Consider the following 14,423-nt stretch of genomic DNA (forward strand, 5'->3'; position numbering starts at 1 on the left):
TCCTGGGGCGGGAGGAAGCCTGTCCTCGGGCGGGAGGAAGGCGGGGGCGAGGGTGGGCGGACACGCGGGGACGGCCGTGGCGGTGACCGGCGGCAGCGGATTCGTCGGCAGCCATCTGGTACGACGCCTGCTGGAGCGGGACCACCGGGTCCACGCCACCGTACGGAACAGGGCCGATGCGGCCAAGGTCCGGCCGCTGTGGGAACTGCAGGAGGCCTTCCCCGGCCGACTGCGGCTGTTCGAGGCCGACTTGCTGAAGGACGGCACCTTCGACGCGGCGTTCCGCGGCTGCGGTGTGGTCTTCCACGTGGCCTCACCGTTCCTGATGCCGGAGCGGATCAAGGACGGCCGACGGGACGTCGTGGACCCGGCGCTCCTGGGCACCCGCACCGTACTGGCGGCGATCGGGCGCATCCCGGAGGTGCACACGCTGGTGTTCACCTCCACCGTGGGCGCGATCTTCGGCGACTACGCCGACGTCCTCGCGATGGACGGCCAGGTCCTCTCCGAGCGGTACTTCAACACCTCCAGCACCGTCGAGAACAACCCGTACCACTACGCCAAGACGCTGGCGGAACGCGCCGCGTGGGAGGCCGAGGCGGCGCAGGACCGCTGGCGCATGGTGTCGGTCAACCCCGGCCTGATCCTCGGACCTTCGTTCACCCCCGCGTCCGACTCCGGCAGCCTCTTCCTGCTGGACGAGCTGTTCCGGGGCTACTTCTGTTACGGCGCCCCGGACTTCAGCTTCACCACGGCGGACGTCCGGGACGTGGCCGACGCGCACATCGCCGCCGCCGAGAACCCGGCCGCGCGAGGCCGGTACATCGTGGCCGCCGAGACCATGACGTCGTTCCACGAGATGGCCCGCATCGTCCTCGCCCGCCACCCCCGCGACCTCCGGCTGCCGCGCACCAGGCTCCCGCACTGGCCGGTGCGGATCCTGGGCCCCGCCTTCGGCCTCACCCAGGACTACATCCGCAAGCACCTCGGGATGCGCTTCCGCGTCGACAACAGCCGCAGCGTCGATGAACTCGGCCTGACCTACCGCCCGTTGGAGGAGACACTGCTCGACCACTACGACAGCCGGCGCGCACACCGGCGCCGCGGCTGAGCCCGGTCCCGGTCGTCCCCGGTCCGCGCACCGCTCAGGCGGGTCGCACGATCCGGTGGATCGCCGACTCCCCGGCGCCGTAGATCGACTCCTCGCGTATCGACGATCCCGGGCCCGGCGCGTGCACCATCATGCCGCCGCCGACATGGAGGCCCACGTGCCGGTCGTCGTCGAAGAAGAGGACCAGATCGCCCGGCTCCATCCCGGCGAGGGTGACCGGCGCACCGGCGAGCGCCTGCTCGTACGCGGCGCGCGGAAGCGGGACCCCGGCGGCCTTCCAGGCGGCCTGGGTGAGGCTGGAGCAGTCGTACGAGTCCGGCCCGGTCGCACCCCACACACAGGGCTTGCCGATCTGCGCCCGAGCGAACGCGATGGCCTTCGCCGCCCGCACGGCCCGGGGCGACTCGGGCACGGCGGTGAAGGACGCTGTGCCGGTCACAGGGGCCGGGGTGACGGGCGGGACGTCCACGCCGGGCAACGGGGTCGCCGGCGCACCGGGTGCCGCCCATTCCGGCTGCTGCCACTGGCTGGGCGACGCGGGGTCTTGGGAGGCCGGCTGCGCGGGTGGCGTGAAGGATACGGGTGCGGGGGGTGCAGCGGTGACGGAAGCCGACGGTGCGGCCGTCGCCGGCATGGGCGTGGATGGCGTGGCCGGGACCGATGCCGGAGGTATGTCAGTAGCGGATGCCGGCGGTGTCGCCGTAAACGATGCCGGCGGTGTCGCTGTCACGACCGCGGCTTGAGCGGTGGCGGCGGCCGTCGTGAGCCGGGCGGTGTACCGGGTGATCACATCGCTCGCCGCGGCCAGCTTGCGCTGGTTGCTCGCCTTGGACGCGGCGGCGGAGGGGCGGCCCGGCGCGCTGGGCCCGGGCAGTGTCCTCGGTTCCTGGACCGGGGGGCCCTGCACGGCGGACAGTGCGGCCACCGGGAGGACGGCGGTCTCGACGGGAGCGGGGTCGCCCGCGGGCGCGGTGCCGAGGCCGGCCGGGTACACCGGACCGAGGCCGGCCGCGTCCACCCGACCGAGACCAGCCGGTACTCCACGCATATCGGTACCGGCCAGGGCGGCCGCGCCGGGTGGCGCCGGATCCGTCGCGCTCGTGCCGGGCGCACCTGTTCCGTCGACAGTAGGCAACTCCGCACCCGCGGAGGGGAGTTCAAGGCGCCGTGACCCGCCCAGGGCAGCGCGTCCGCTCTCCCTCGCCGCCAGGGCCAGACTCTCCGGGTCCGTCGCCCGGCCGGCCGTCAGCTCGGCCACCGTGCGGTCGAAGGCGCGCTCCAGGGCGGGCCGTCGAGCGGCCGGGCTCACGCCCAGGGCGTCCGCTGTGCCGCCCGGATGGCCGCCGCGGTCCCGGGAGCGGCCCGTGGCCGTTGCCGGGCGGTCGGGGAGCCGGTCGGCGGGCAGCACGGCGGGGACGGTCGGCCCGAACTTGGCGCGCGCCCCGTCGAACCACTGCCGGGCGACCTCGTCGAGAGCCGGATCCGGCCGGCGCCCCGGGCGCTTGGCCAGCGGGACGCCCCGTGAGCGCGTCAACGAGGACATGGCCCGGGTCGCGTTGTAGTTCCCGGTCGCGTTCTCGGCCTGGTCGTAGAGGGAGTCGATCCGCTGCCGAACCTCGTCCTGCGCCACCTCGTCGCGGCTCTCCGGCGCCATGGAAGACACGCTCCTTCCTTGCCTCACAGGGCAGTTGGGCCGATGCGTCCGGTCCGTCGAGACCGGGCGGCCTCGCGTCAACCTAGCCAACGTGTGTACCTCGTGTGAAGGTTGAGGTGTGAAATGTCCGATACATATTTGTGATGTTCGTGATGCTGTTCGAAGGGGAAAGGCTGGGTTCCATGTGTTCCTGTGAGGTCCCGGTGAATCCGCGATTCTGTTGAACACACCGGTGCCGCCCTCCGTATGAGGCCGGGGAGCTCCATGCCCGACCGGCGCACACACCACACAGGGGACGACCTTGGTACGCAACAGGCGCAGACGCCCGACCGGCGCACGACGCGCGACCCTCGCAGCGATGGCTCTGATGCTGGGCGGAGGCGGCCTCGTCGCGGCCAACGTCTACGCCTCGGCGACCGAGGGCTGGGGCGACGGGTCCGGCACGAACGGAACCGGACAGGTCCTGTCCGCGGGTATGGCCACGATCGACTGCCCCGACGTCGGCAGCCGGCTGACCGCCGTACCGGACGCGGCCCGCCCCGACGTGGACCGTGAACTCGCCCTGCTGGACCGGCAGACGGCCGAGGCCTACCACCGGCTCCAGCAGTCGGGGCAGACCGGCGCAGCGGACTCCGGCGCGGTCGAGGACACGATCGTGAACCCGCTCAAGGAGCAGCGGGCCGCCGCGATCGGCCGGATCGCCGACGCCATCGACCGGGCGGGGGACCGTCCGCAGGGCCTGGACGACCTGGCCGCCTGCACCCTGCGCACCGGCGGCGACGGCACGGGCGCCGGCGCCCAGTCCTCCGCCGCCCCGACCCGGAGTGCCCAGCCGGGCGGCGCGGGCCAGGGCGGCAACGGGCCCGTGGTCTCCGACTACGCGGACATCACGTCCGTACCGCCCGAGGCGGCGAACCCGCCGCAGCAGTCCGGCGCCTCGCGCGGCAGCTTCACCTCCGACTGCGGCGTCAACGCGAACGGTCTGCGCAACTCCGACAACGTCATCGTCGCCCCCGGCGTCTCCAACGGCGCCCATCACTTCCACGACTACGTCGGCAACCAGGGCAACAGCGCCTTCGCGAGCGACGACGACCTGGCGAAGGCCGGCACGAGTTGCGTGGACCAGGGTGACAGGTCCACCTACTACTGGCCGGTGCTGCGCCTGCAGAACGGCACGCAGGAGCGGGACGCCGGATCCCCGGGCGGCGGCACGGAGGGCAACGCGGGCCAGATCGTCACCCCCAAGCAGGTCACGCTGACGTTCGTGGGCAACCCGCGCGACAAGGTCACCGCCATGCCGCGGTTCCTGCGCATCATCACCGGCGACGCCAAGGCCTTCGTCAACGGGCCCGGCAACGCCAACGCGTCCTGGAGCTGCACCGGTTACGAGAACCGGCAGCTGAAGGACAAGTACCCGCTGTGCCCGCCGGGCAGCGACGTGGTGCGCACCTTCAAGTTCCAGAGCTGCTGGGACGGCCGCAACATCGACAGCGCCAACCACCGCACCCACGTGGCCTTCACCGCGCCCGACGGCTCGTGCCCGGCCGGCTTCCAGGCCATTCCGCAGCTGGTGCAGCGGATCGTCTACGACGTGAAGGCGCCGAGCCTGCAGGACGGCGGCCGTACGGTCCCGCTCTTCGCGGTCGACTCCTTCCCCGAGCAACTGCACAAGCCCGTCACCGACCACGGCGACTTCATCAACGTCTTCGACGAGGACCTGATGCGCCAGATGGTCGACTGCATCAACTCCGGCCGCTCCTGCGGCCCGGACGGCGGCGACTCGGGTACGACGGCGTCGCCCACGGCGAGTTCCGGCTCCGGTACGACGGCCGCCCCGGGCTCCGGCACGACGCAGCAGCCCGGTGACACCGCCACCCCCACCTCCGCGCCGGCGCCCTCGACCGCGCAGCCCAGCGAGGAACCCAGGACCGACGCGACGACCACACCGGACCGCCACACCACCGCGCCGGACGACGGCAGCGGCAGTACCAAGCAGGACCACACCACCAAGCGGGACCACACCACCAAGCAGGACCGGTCCACCCCGCCGGCACCGCCCGCGCCCACGCCCGCGCCCACGTCCGCGCCCACCCGGTCCGGGGCGGCCCAGCCCCAGCCCAGCCGGCCCGCGTCCGCCCAGGCCACCCCCGCCGGATACGTTCCGCCCGCCGCCGCGCAGCCCCAGGCACAGGGAACGCAGGGCGGACTGGCCGAGACCGGGGCGCACCTGTGGCCCGCGGCGCTCGGCACCCTGCTCGCCCTGTCGGGCCTGATCATGCTGCTCAGGGCCAGGCGGCTCCGCTACTGACGGCGGCGCGCCCACCCCGACGACCGGCCGTCCTCCGCAGGGCGATCGCCTCCGCGGTCCCCTCCATGCCTTCCATGGAGGGGACCGCCCCCTGAGTCACGCATCGGGCGGTTCCGTCAACGACCGCTTGAGAGCGGCGACTTGTGGGAGCGCTCCCAAGGGCTCAGGATGACACCATGCCCGCTCTCCCTCCCCCTCCCTTCATCCGCCCCTACCGCCCCGCCGACCGGGCCGCGGTGGCCGACGTCTGTGTCCGTACCGCGCTCAACGGCGGCGACTCCCGCGCCCACTACCCCGATGAGCGCCTCATGCCCGCGCTCTTCGCCGAGCCGTACTGTCACTTCGACCCCGACCTCGCCTTCGTGCTGGACGACGGCACGGGCCGGGCCGTGGGCTACATCGTCGGCACGGCGGACACCGAGCGCTTCGTCGAGGACTTCCGCCGGACCTGGATTCCCCGGCTGGCCGACCGCTACCCGGCCCCGGCAGCCACCGAGCCGCCGCGCACGCCCACGGAGGAGATGATCCGCCTCCTGCACCACCCGGAGCGCATGCTCCTACCCGAACTCGCCGGTCACCCCGCCCATCTGCACATCGACCTGCTGCCGCCCTGGCAGGGGCGGGGCCACGGCCGCCGGCTGATGCACACCTTCCTGAACGCCGTGCGCGGACAGGGCGTCCAGGCCGTCCATCTCGGCATGGTCACCGTCAACACCGCGGCCCGCGCCTTCTACGACCGCCTGGGCTTCCGGGAGATCCCGGTGGCGGACGCCGGCCCCCTCACCTATCTGGGCCGGTCCACGACCGTGGGGTGAGCGCTTCCGGTCGGTTGCGATCAGGTCGACTCGAGCGTCCGCTTGGCGAGTTCGTAGGCGGGCCGCATCGCCTCGTGCTCCTCGGTGTCCATGCCGCCCAGGTGCAGCACGACCGGGCCGTCGGGCGTGCCGACCGCGAGCGCGGTCTCGGTCTTCGTCTCGTCCAGAAGCTTGCTGGTGTACAGGTACTCGACCTCCACGCCGGTCAGGCCGCTGCCGGTCCTGAAGGAGTGGTACCTCTCCTTGCTGACGTTGTCCTCGGCGGCCACGAACTGCCGCAGCACGCTGCCCGCGTCGGCCTTCCCCGCCTTGCCGGTCCACACGCGCAGGAAGCCGATGTGGCCCGCGGGCTTGGCGTCGATCTCGCAGGCGGCGGCGACCGGTCCCTGGCGCAGGAAGGCGTCGGCGAGCGACCCGCTCAGGTCGCCGTCGGAGCCCTTCGACGCCTTCGACAGCTCCGCCTCGGCGTCGATCGCCTTGGCCTTCCAGTGCTTGGCGATGTCGAATCGGACGGGCAGTTCGCAGGCCGAACCGGCCGCGCCGATCGAACCGCCGCTCGCCGTCGCCGCCCCCTTGGCCGCCCCTTCCCCCTTGGCGGCCGGGGACGCGTTCACGGCATCCCTCCCGTCACCGTCCGCTGACTTCGCGCACCCGCCGAGCACCGCAGCGAGCGTCACCGCCACGACCACCGCGCCCCGCCCGGACCCCACCCTGACCTGCACTTCCCGCTCCCCTCCTGTTCAGGGGCGCAACTGTAGCCGAGGGCACCGACACCACCGAACGCGTTTCCGCGTGGTCGCACCTCGGCCCGGGTCAGTCGGTGAGGAGCGGCTTGCCGTAGACGGTGGAGCTGCGCTGGACCGTCATGCCCAGGCGCTCGTACAGGGAGAGCGCACCCGTGTCGGAGTGCGTCCACAGGGTGCAGGCCGGCCTGCCGAGGCGGTGGAAGGTGCGGAACGCCTCGCGCAGCAGCGTGCGGGCGATGCCCCGGTCGCGGTGGTCGCGCCGTACCGCCACCCGCTCGACGTATCCCTCGTCGTGGCCCGGAACATCCAGCGACAGCACGGCCCCGACCAGTTGGCCGCCGGCGAAGGCGAGCGGTGACGCCGCCGGCAGGAACGTGGTGCGTTCGACGCCGTGCCGCGCCCATTCCGCGTAGGTCTTCCGGCGCGACTGCCATTCGTCGAACGCGTCCTCGGTGAGCTGGTACGCGGCCTGTTCGTCGCCGGCCCGGAACGGCCGTACGGTGATGTCCGCCGGCGGATCGGGCACCTCCGGTTCTCGCGGCAACGCGATCCGAAGCAGCCACTCGGTGACCAGCCGGGAGTACCCGCCGGCCCGCAGGAGCGCGCTCGCGGCGCCGTCGCTGTCGGGGACCGTCTGCGCGAGCCGGTCGCCGCCCGCGCTCCGGGCCCTGGCCTCGGTCCAGTCGAGCAGCGCACCGCCGAGGCCCCGGCCCTGGTGACCGGGGTGCACATGAACCCTGGCCCGCCGCCCCTTCACCCAGCCGTAGCCGGCCGGCGCGCCCGTGCCGTCGTGCACGAGCACCGTGTCGTCCTGCGGCCGCAGACCGGGCAGGGTGAGTTCGGCGGTGATCCGGTCGGCCCCGGTCACGGAGCGGCCGTGCAGCACGTGTTCGTACGCGGCGACGAGGCGGTGGATCGCGTCGGCGTCGGCGGTGGTCGCCGGCCGCCACCGGTAGCCTGCCGGCAGCCGGTCCGGGTGGAAACCGGCCTTCGGCGCACCCGCTCTGGTCACGTCAGCCCCTCCCGTCCTCCTCGTGCACAGGCTCTACCCCGCGGCACCGGCCGCCACGCCCGCCGTTTGCGAGGCGCCGCGGGGGCACGGCAGGGTGCGGGGTGTGCCCACCTTGCTGATCGTCCACCACACCCCGTCGCCCAACTGCCAGGCGCTGTTCGAGGCCGTCGTCTCCGGCGCCACGACACCGGAGATCGAGGGCGTCCGCGTGGTCCGCCGGGCCGCCCTGTCCGCGACCGCGGCCGACGTGCTGGAGGCCGACGGCTATCTGCTCGGCACACCGGCGAACCTCGGGTACATGTCCGGCGCGCTGAAGCATTTCTTCGACCAGATCTACTACCCCTGCCTGGACGAGACCCGGGGCCGGCCGTTCGGTTACTACGTCCACGGCGGCAACGACGTCACCGGCGCCGTCCGCGCCATCGAGGCCATCGCCACGGGCCTCGGCTGGCGTCGTGCGGCCGACGCGGTGACGGTCACCGGCGAACCCGGCAAGGCCGACACGGAGGCGTGCTGGGAACTCGGGGCCACGGTCGCGGCCGGGCTGATGCCCGGGGCGTGAGCGCGGTCGGCCCGCGGGCGGCCACCGGAGTGATCCAAGGACGGTTACGCGCGGTCACCGGCGTGGGCAGAAGCCCGCGTGGACCGCTCCGTCCTCCTGCATATGCCGCGATCAGACGGCAGCCGTACGCCTGCGCCGCCGAGGCCCGGTGGCCGACATGCGCTCGGCGGCTGTCCGCTGCCTGGACGGATCAAGGTGCGGGCCCGGTGTCCCTGGCCGACGATGGGACCGGGGTCGCGCCCCTCCGGCGTGGCTGAACCCTGTCATGTGTCGTCGTACGTCGTCGAACGAGGGAGCGTCGGATGCGAGCGGACGGCCACGCACCCGGACGGCCCGCGCCGGGCGGCCGAGACGCCGGAGAGCTGCTGCGCCGGTGCGCACGGGACGTGGTGGACATCGCCGAGGGCATCCGCGCGGTCTCCGCGCGCACCGGCGCCGCGTTGTCCGCGCCACCCCTGGCCGCCTCCGCGCGCCGCCGTCCCCGCACCGGCCTCGCCGCCCAGTGGGCGCTGCTGCGGGCCCTGACGAACAAGGAGGGCCTCGGCTGCCCGCCGACAAGCGCACCGAAGGGCATCGGCCAGGTGTTCGGCGCGGCCGGTGAGGTGCTGGGCCGGGAGAACCTGGCCGCGCGGATCGCCGTCACCTCGCTGCGCCTGAGGATCGCCGCCTTGCTCGCCGACCACCCCGAGTTCGCACGCGACCCGGGCATGCGCCGGCTGATGGAGACCGTCACCGCCGACCGCGACCCGGAGGCCGTACGGGCCCTGCGCGCGCTGTTCCGGGACCAGGGCGCCCAGCGGGCCCTGTCCGGGCTGGCCCCCCTGATGGGTGAACTGCTCGCCGTCCGCATCCTGCTGGACGAGGACCCGCACAACGGCGAGACCGGCTGGGCGCCCGCGGCGGGACGCGAGCCGTCCGTCGATCAGCCGCAGGGGATCGACGTCCCGGGTCTCGCGCGCACCGACGAGGAGCAGGGCGCGGCCGAAGCGGTCGACCTCACGGACCAGGAGAAGCAGTTCATCGCCATCGAGGGCTCCCTTCTCGGGTTTCTGCGCAACATCGAGGTGCTGTCCACCGACGGGCGGATCCTGGTGCAGAACGTGCGCGGTCCCGACGGTGTCGTCCGCTATGTCGTCCAGGCACCCGGCATGACACCCGGCCGGCCGCGCAACCACTCTCCGCAGGACGTCGTCGGCGCCTGGCGGAACCTGTTCACGACCGAGTCGCCCTACACCCGATCGGTCCTGCTCGCCCTGGCGGACTACGGCATCCCGCGCGGCGCCGAGCTCGCGCTGATCGGGCACGGCGAGGGCGGGCTCGCGCTGATGAACCTCGCCCAGGACGAGCAGTTCTGCCGCACCTACCGGGTCACGCACGTCGTCGCCGTCGGCTCTCCGATCGACGCCATGAAGCCCGCCGACCCGCGTACCTGGGTCGCCGGCATCACCAACCAGCACGACATCGTGCCCGTCCCGGACGACCGCAGAGCGGGCTCCCTGTTCGACCCGCACCCGCACTGGTACCGGGTCGACTACACCGGGCCCACCCGCGAGTTCCCGCTGTGCCACATGCTCCGCGAGTACATCGAGCATCTGCGCACGGTGGTGCCCCAGGCCCGCGAGGACGTCGACGCGGCGCTCACGCCGTACCGCGGCCCGATCGTGCGCACCCAGGCCTACCAGCTCAAGGACCGCGCCCACCCGCCCGAGGGCTACCCGTTCCTCACCCTGCCGACCACCTCGATCCCGACGACGGCGGGCCCGGTCGACGTGCCGGTGCGCTACTACGACTCCTCCGCCGCCCACCTCTGCTTCCCCGTCTCCGCCGACGCGGCGCGCGGCCTGCTGCCCGGCGCCACCTGGCTGACCCCGAGCAGGCTGGGCCGGCGGGCCCTCGCCGTGCTGTCGCTCTACGAGCACCGCTGCTCCACGATCGGCCCGTACACCGAGATCGCCCTGTCGCTCGTGGTCGACGACCTGTGGCGGCCGCGCCCGTACGACGTCGCCGCGGACCTGCTGCGCCGCGTCGACCTGCGCCGCACCGGCCGTTACGTCCTCTCCCTCGCCGTCACCAGCGACGAGGCCCGCGTGGTCGCCCGGGAGATCTGGGGCCAGCCCGCGATGCGGACGACCGCCGAGGCCGACCTGACGGGCCGGCGGATCGACGTCCGGTCCCGGGACCTCGGGCTCACCGTCGAGGGCCGGCTCGGACCGGGCGTCCGCTGCCCGGAGTCCGACTGGATCCTCTACGGCCGCCGGGCCGCGAGCACCGTGCGCACCCTGGTCCGGACGCACGGCAGGCTGCGGCTGCACCGCGGCACCGGCGTGCGGCTGCGGCTGGACACCGCGGCGGCCGAACCCCTCGCCGGACAGCTGCGCCGGCTCGGCATCCACCGGGCCCGGCCCCGGTTCGTCCTGAGCTGCCCCCAGTTCCTGCTCCACCGCAGTGCCGGCGCCCTCCTGCCGCGCTGAAGCCCCCCGCCCCAACCCCAGTCGAGTGGGAGCCGCCATGGTGACCGAGTCCCCCCGAGCGACCACGGCCTCGGCCGACGAACTCCTCGCCCACGCCGCCAGCTTGCGGGCCGACGCCGACCTCATGGACGGCTACGCCCGCCGGCTCCTCGCCACCGCGGCCACCCTGAGCGGCTGCCCGGCCGCACCCGACTGGAGCCGTCCCACCCTGAAGCGGCAGGCCGCCGCCTGCACCACGGCGGCGAAGCAACTGCGCACCGCCGCCGAGGCGTTGGACACCCACGCGCGCACCACGGACTGAGCCGTCCAGCTCGTACATCCGTGCCGAGTGCGGCTTGCCGGTGTCGATCCGCTCCGGGCCGAATCCGGTGTCTGCCACGTCGGCTCTCCGGGAAGGGCTGGGGGATCGGGCGATCGTCAGTGGCAGCGGGAGGCCGCCGCGCTGTCGTGGCGGTGCCAGACGGCCTCGACCACCCGGCCGTCGGGCAGCGTGTGCCGGGGCGGCCCCTCGTCCGGCACGAAGCCGGCCTGGGCCAGGGCCCGCCGGCTCGCGGTGTTCCCGGGCTCCGCACCCGCCCGGACCGTGCTCAGTCCCGCATGGGTGTGCGCGAGGGCCACGCCCGCGCGGAACAACTCCGCGCCCAGGCCCTGGCCACGGCAGGCCGGCGCCAGCCAGCCGCCCATCTCGCCCGTGCGGTGCTCCAGTTCGAGGGCGCCGGCATAGCCGAGGTCCGACCTGCGCACGCAGACGAGCAGCAGCGGATCGTCCGGGCCGGGTGCGTACGGCTGGGCCAGCTTCCGCGGCACCCGGCGGCCGTCGTCCCCGGCCGGCCGCCAGGCGAGCAGGGCCTTGCGGGTGCCGGGGTCGGGCAGGACCTGGTCCGCCAGGGTGCCGAGCCAGCGCTGCGCCTCGGCATCGGCGCAGGCGGCGAGGGCCGCGGCCACGTCCAGCCGGGTCCGGGGCGTGAACAGCAGCAGCCGCTCGGTGGCCAGGACGTGCCGGCCGGCCTCGGGCCCGCAGCGCCCGGGCAGGGGAAGACCGGACGTGGCGGCCCGCCTCCGGCGGAGCACCGACCAGACCATGCACACCCCCGACGGAACGGTCCAGCCCGACGGCCACGGAACCCGTACGGACCCGGGCCCCGAGGGATGCGGAGGACCCGCACCGGCGGCGAATGTACAGGGGTTCGGTCACCGGTGGCGTGTGGGCGGGGGTGGTTTTGGGACGGGGGAGTGAAGTGGGGGAGCGGCGGGGGTGGCCGGGGTCAGCCGGCCTGCTCCTGGGAGCCCGGCTTCGGGCGGGTGCGGGTCCAGGACGGGTCGGCGGACGGGGCCGGGGCCGGGGTGGGGGCGAGGGGGTGCGTGGGCATGTGCATGTGGATCCTTCGGACTGGTGGGGGATGGTCCGTGGTGGTCGAGTCGGGGCGCGGCGGGTGTGGTGTCAGTCGCGGCCGGAGCGCAGCTCCGCCCAGACGACTTGGACGGGCCGGCCGGTCAGCGGCGTCACGCCCCAGTCATGGCTCAGGGCGTCGACCAGCAGCAGCCCGCGCCCGTGCTGGTCGTCCGGTCCGGCACGGCGCGCCGTCGGCAGCGTGGAGCCGCCGTCCTGGTCCTCGACCTCGATGCGTATCCGGTCCGCCGTACCGTGCAGCCGGCAGGCGATCCGCTCACCGGCCGTGTGCACGAGCGCGTTCGTGACCAGCTCCGAGGTCACCAGGACCGCGTCGTCCCGGGTGCCGTCCGGCACGCCCCAGGCGGTCAGCAGATCCCGTACGACACGCCGGGCCGTGCCCACGGCCGCCGGCTGCGCGGGCAGGTCGAACGCGGCGGCGGAGCGGGGAAGCGGGTCCCCGGAGGCGGGCCGGTCGGGGCCGAGGAGCCCAGGGAGTCGACCGAGGCGCCCGCCTCCGGGTGGTCTTGGAACACCGGCCGGGACCGGCGGCCGGTACGGGTGCACCAGGGTGTCCGGGGCGGGGTGCGGGCCCTCCTCGGCGTCGTCCGCGGTGGGGCGTGGGCGGTTCTCGGTGTCGTCCGAGGCGCGGTGCGGTACGTCCGCCGTGTCCGCGCACCGGCACGGTCCGTCCGCGGCGTGCATCCACCCGTCTCGTCGTTGCGCGCTGTCCGGCACAGGGCGTGGCTGATCCGTGCTGTCCAGGATCCGGGTCGGCCGGTCTGCGCTGTCCAGCGGTGGGCGCGGCTGGTCCGCGCTGTCCGGAGACGGATCCGACCGGTTCTCGCCCTCCGGGGCCGGGTGCGGCTGGTCCGTGTCGTCCTGAGCCTGATCCGACCGGTTCTCGCCGTCCGGCACCAGGGGGGCCCGGTCCGCGTCGGCGGGGGACCGGTGCGGGTGCCGCACGGAGGCGGGGGTGTGGTCCGGGCTCTCCCCGGACCGGTGCTGGCGGGGTAACGCCGGCAGCTGTGACGGGGCGGGAGACAGGGGTGTTCGGGTGGGGCTCCGGTTCTCGGACGGGTGGTGGAGCGGTCGGGGGAGGGAGGGCGGAGCCATCGCCGTGCGCCTTTCGTCCGGCCTCGCGTGGGGGGTCGCCGTGTCGGGCCGACCGCACGCAGCAGACGACACGCCTCCACGAGGCCGTACCGCGGCCCGGTCTCCCCCAACCCGGCCACGCCGCCTGCTCCTTGGGTCGGCCGGAGCAGCGGATCCACTGTTGCACCCGCCAACAACGCTCCGCAACCGGCAAGTTGAAATTTGCAAGTCGCCAAGTGCATGCTGCTCCGGCCGGAACGTGATCGAATGGGCCCGGGAGAGCGACCGTGTACGACGGTGCTCCCGTGACCTGGTGAGGGGGGTGGGGGCATGACCGCGGAGACCGAGTGGGGCGGCGCCCCCTCCGTCCTGCGCATGATCCTCGGACGCCAGTTGGAGGAGCTGCGGATCCGGGCCGGCCTCAACTACGCCGAGGCGGGCGCCGCCATCGGCGTCAGCCACTCCACCATCCGCCGCATGGAGGGCGCCAAGGTGGCCCGGCTGCGCCTCGCGGACGCCGAGAAACTGCTCCAGGTCTACGGCGTCGCCGACCGGGACGAGATCGACACCTTCCTGAAGTCCGTGCGGGAGGCCAACAAGCGCGGCTGGTGGCACACCTACCGCGATGTGATGCCCGACTGGTTCGCCGCGTATCTCAGCCTGGAACAGGCCGCGTTGCAGATCCGCGCGTACGAGAACCAGTTCGTGCACGGCCTGTTGCAGACCGAGGACTACGCCCGCGCCCTGCTCGGCGCGGAGAACCCGCACGTCTCCGCCGAGGCCACCGAGCGCCGGGTCGCGCTGCGCATGCGCCGCCAGGAGCTGCTGGCCCGCGAGTCGCCGCCGCGGGTGTGGGTGGTGATGGACGAGACGGCGCTGCGCTGGCCGGTCGGCGGACCGGAGGTGATGCGGGCGCAGATCGACCACCTCGTCGAGGTCAACCGGCTGCCCCAGGTGACCCTGCAGCTCATGCCGTTCGCCAACGGCCCGCACCCGGCGATGCGGGCGGGCGCCTACCACCTCTTCCGGTTCCGGGCCCGCGAACTGCCCGACATCGTCTACCTCAGCGGCCTGGTCGGGGCCGTCTACCTCGACAAGGCCGACGACGTCGTGGTGTACCGGGAGGCACTGGACCGGCTCGGCGCCCAGGCGGCGCCCGCCAGGAAGACCGAGGCCCTGCTCGCCGCGATCCGCAGGGAGTTGTGACACCCCTCCGCACCCCGTACGCGAGTCCCCACCCCCTCGACCGAATGGAGAAC

Annotated in this window: 12 protein-coding genes; 7 read left to right on the forward strand and 5 right to left on the reverse strand. The window is 73.8% G+C overall.

The window, feature by feature from the left end:
- The first annotated feature begins 52 nt into the window (after window positions 1–52).
- Window positions 53–1,111, forward strand: a complete 1,059-nt coding sequence (locus ACQPXS_RS42455; protein ID WP_433454818.1) for an NAD-dependent epimerase/dehydratase family protein — start codon at window positions 53–55, stop codon at window positions 1,109–1,111.
- Between the two features lie 34 nt (window positions 1,112–1,145).
- Here ACQPXS_RS42455 and ACQPXS_RS42460 read toward each other — a convergent pair whose 3' ends face one another.
- Complete coding sequence (locus ACQPXS_RS42460) at window positions 1,146–2,765, reverse strand: NlpC/P60 family protein (RefSeq protein ID WP_433454819.1); 1,620 nt, start codon at window positions 2,763–2,765, stop codon at window positions 1,146–1,148.
- A gap of 367 nt (window positions 2,766–3,132) precedes the next feature.
- Between ACQPXS_RS42460 and ACQPXS_RS42465 the strand changes: the two genes are divergently transcribed.
- Together ACQPXS_RS42465 and ACQPXS_RS42470 are read left to right on the forward strand one after the other, a co-directional pair.
- Window positions 3,133–5,073, forward strand: coding sequence for a DUF1996 domain-containing protein (locus ACQPXS_RS42465; protein WP_433456199.1), 1,941 nt, complete (start codon window positions 3,133–3,135; stop codon window positions 5,071–5,073).
- Window positions 5,074–5,249: 176 nt separating this feature from the next.
- Window positions 5,250–5,888, forward strand: coding sequence for a GNAT family N-acetyltransferase (locus tag ACQPXS_RS42470; RefSeq protein ID WP_433454820.1), 639 nt, complete (start codon window positions 5,250–5,252; stop codon window positions 5,886–5,888).
- Window positions 5,889–5,908: 20 nt separating this feature from the next.
- Here ACQPXS_RS42470 and ACQPXS_RS42475 read toward each other — a convergent pair whose 3' ends face one another.
- Both ACQPXS_RS42475 and ACQPXS_RS42480 read right to left on the reverse strand, forming a co-directional pair.
- Complete coding sequence (locus ACQPXS_RS42475; RefSeq protein WP_433454821.1) at window positions 5,909–6,610, reverse strand: lipoprotein; 702 nt, start codon at window positions 6,608–6,610, stop codon at window positions 5,909–5,911.
- A 91-nt stretch (window positions 6,611–6,701) separates the two neighbouring features.
- On the reverse strand, window positions 6,702–7,646 hold the full coding sequence (locus ACQPXS_RS42480; protein ID WP_433454822.1) for a GNAT family N-acetyltransferase: 945 nt from the start codon (window positions 7,644–7,646) through the stop codon (window positions 6,702–6,704).
- 103 nt (window positions 7,647–7,749) lie between these two features.
- Between ACQPXS_RS42480 and ACQPXS_RS42485 the strand changes: the two genes are divergently transcribed.
- The 3 genes from ACQPXS_RS42485 to ACQPXS_RS42495 all read left to right on the forward strand — a co-directional run bounded on the left by ACQPXS_RS42485 (window position 7,750) and on the right by ACQPXS_RS42495 (window position 10,980).
- Entirely contained in the window at window positions 7,750–8,208 is a 459-nt protein-coding gene (locus ACQPXS_RS42485; RefSeq protein WP_433454823.1) for a flavodoxin family protein, read from the forward strand.
- A gap of 302 nt (window positions 8,209–8,510) precedes the next feature.
- Window positions 8,511–10,679, forward strand: a complete 2,169-nt coding sequence (locus ACQPXS_RS42490) for an acetoacetate decarboxylase family protein (RefSeq protein WP_433454824.1) — start codon at window positions 8,511–8,513, stop codon at window positions 10,677–10,679.
- Window positions 10,680–10,716: 37 nt separating this feature from the next.
- Complete coding sequence (locus ACQPXS_RS42495; RefSeq protein ID WP_433454825.1) at window positions 10,717–10,980, forward strand: hypothetical protein; 264 nt, start codon at window positions 10,717–10,719, stop codon at window positions 10,978–10,980.
- A 116-nt stretch (window positions 10,981–11,096) separates the two neighbouring features.
- On the opposite strand, the gene ACQPXS_RS42500 is transcribed toward ACQPXS_RS42495, so the two are convergent.
- Window positions 11,097–11,750 carry a GNAT family N-acetyltransferase gene (locus ACQPXS_RS42500; protein WP_433454826.1) on the reverse strand — a complete coding sequence of 218 codons (654 nt, stop codon included), beginning with the start codon at window positions 11,748–11,750 and terminating at the stop codon, window positions 11,097–11,099.
- Window positions 11,751–12,120: 370 nt separating this feature from the next.
- The gene (locus ACQPXS_RS42505; RefSeq protein ID WP_433454827.1) at window positions 12,121–12,774 is read right to left on the reverse strand and encodes an ATP-binding protein; all 654 of its coding nucleotides are present in this window, start codon (window positions 12,772–12,774) and stop codon (window positions 12,121–12,123) included.
- A gap of 720 nt (window positions 12,775–13,494) precedes the next feature.
- Here ACQPXS_RS42505 and ACQPXS_RS42510 point away from each other — a divergent pair.
- Complete coding sequence (locus ACQPXS_RS42510; protein ID WP_433454828.1) at window positions 13,495–14,370, forward strand: helix-turn-helix domain-containing protein; 876 nt, start codon at window positions 13,495–13,497, stop codon at window positions 14,368–14,370.
- Window positions 14,371–14,423: the final 53 nt, after the last annotated feature.

The organism is Streptomyces sp. CA-142005, from assembly GCF_050942335.1.
In the GTDB taxonomy this organism is placed as follows: domain Bacteria; phylum Actinomycetota; class Actinomycetes; order Streptomycetales; family Streptomycetaceae; genus Streptomyces.

What these genes read in the sequence shown, in the direction of transcription:
- ACQPXS_RS42465 (WP_433456199.1), top strand. Translation starts at nt 3,133, where the DNA reads ATGCTGGGCGGAGGCGGCCTCGTCGCGGCCAACGTCTACGCCTCGGCG.
- ACQPXS_RS42505 (WP_433454827.1), bottom strand. Translation starts at nt 12,774, where the DNA reads ATGCACGCCGCGGACGGACCGTGCCGGTGCGCGGACACGGCGGACGTA.
- ACQPXS_RS42495 (WP_433454825.1), top strand. Translation starts at nt 10,717, where the DNA reads ATGGTGACCGAGTCCCCCCGAGCGACCACGGCCTCGGCCGACGAACTC.
- ACQPXS_RS42470 (WP_433454820.1), top strand. Translation starts at nt 5,250, where the DNA reads ATGCCCGCTCTCCCTCCCCCTCCCTTCATCCGCCCCTACCGCCCCGCC.
- ACQPXS_RS42460 (WP_433454819.1), bottom strand. Translation starts at nt 2,765, where the DNA reads ATGGCGCCGGAGAGCCGCGACGAGGTGGCGCAGGACGAGGTTCGGCAG.
- ACQPXS_RS42510 (WP_433454828.1), top strand. Translation starts at nt 13,495, where the DNA reads ATGACCGCGGAGACCGAGTGGGGCGGCGCCCCCTCCGTCCTGCGCATG.
- ACQPXS_RS42490 (WP_433454824.1), top strand. Translation starts at nt 8,511, where the DNA reads ATGCGAGCGGACGGCCACGCACCCGGACGGCCCGCGCCGGGCGGCCGA.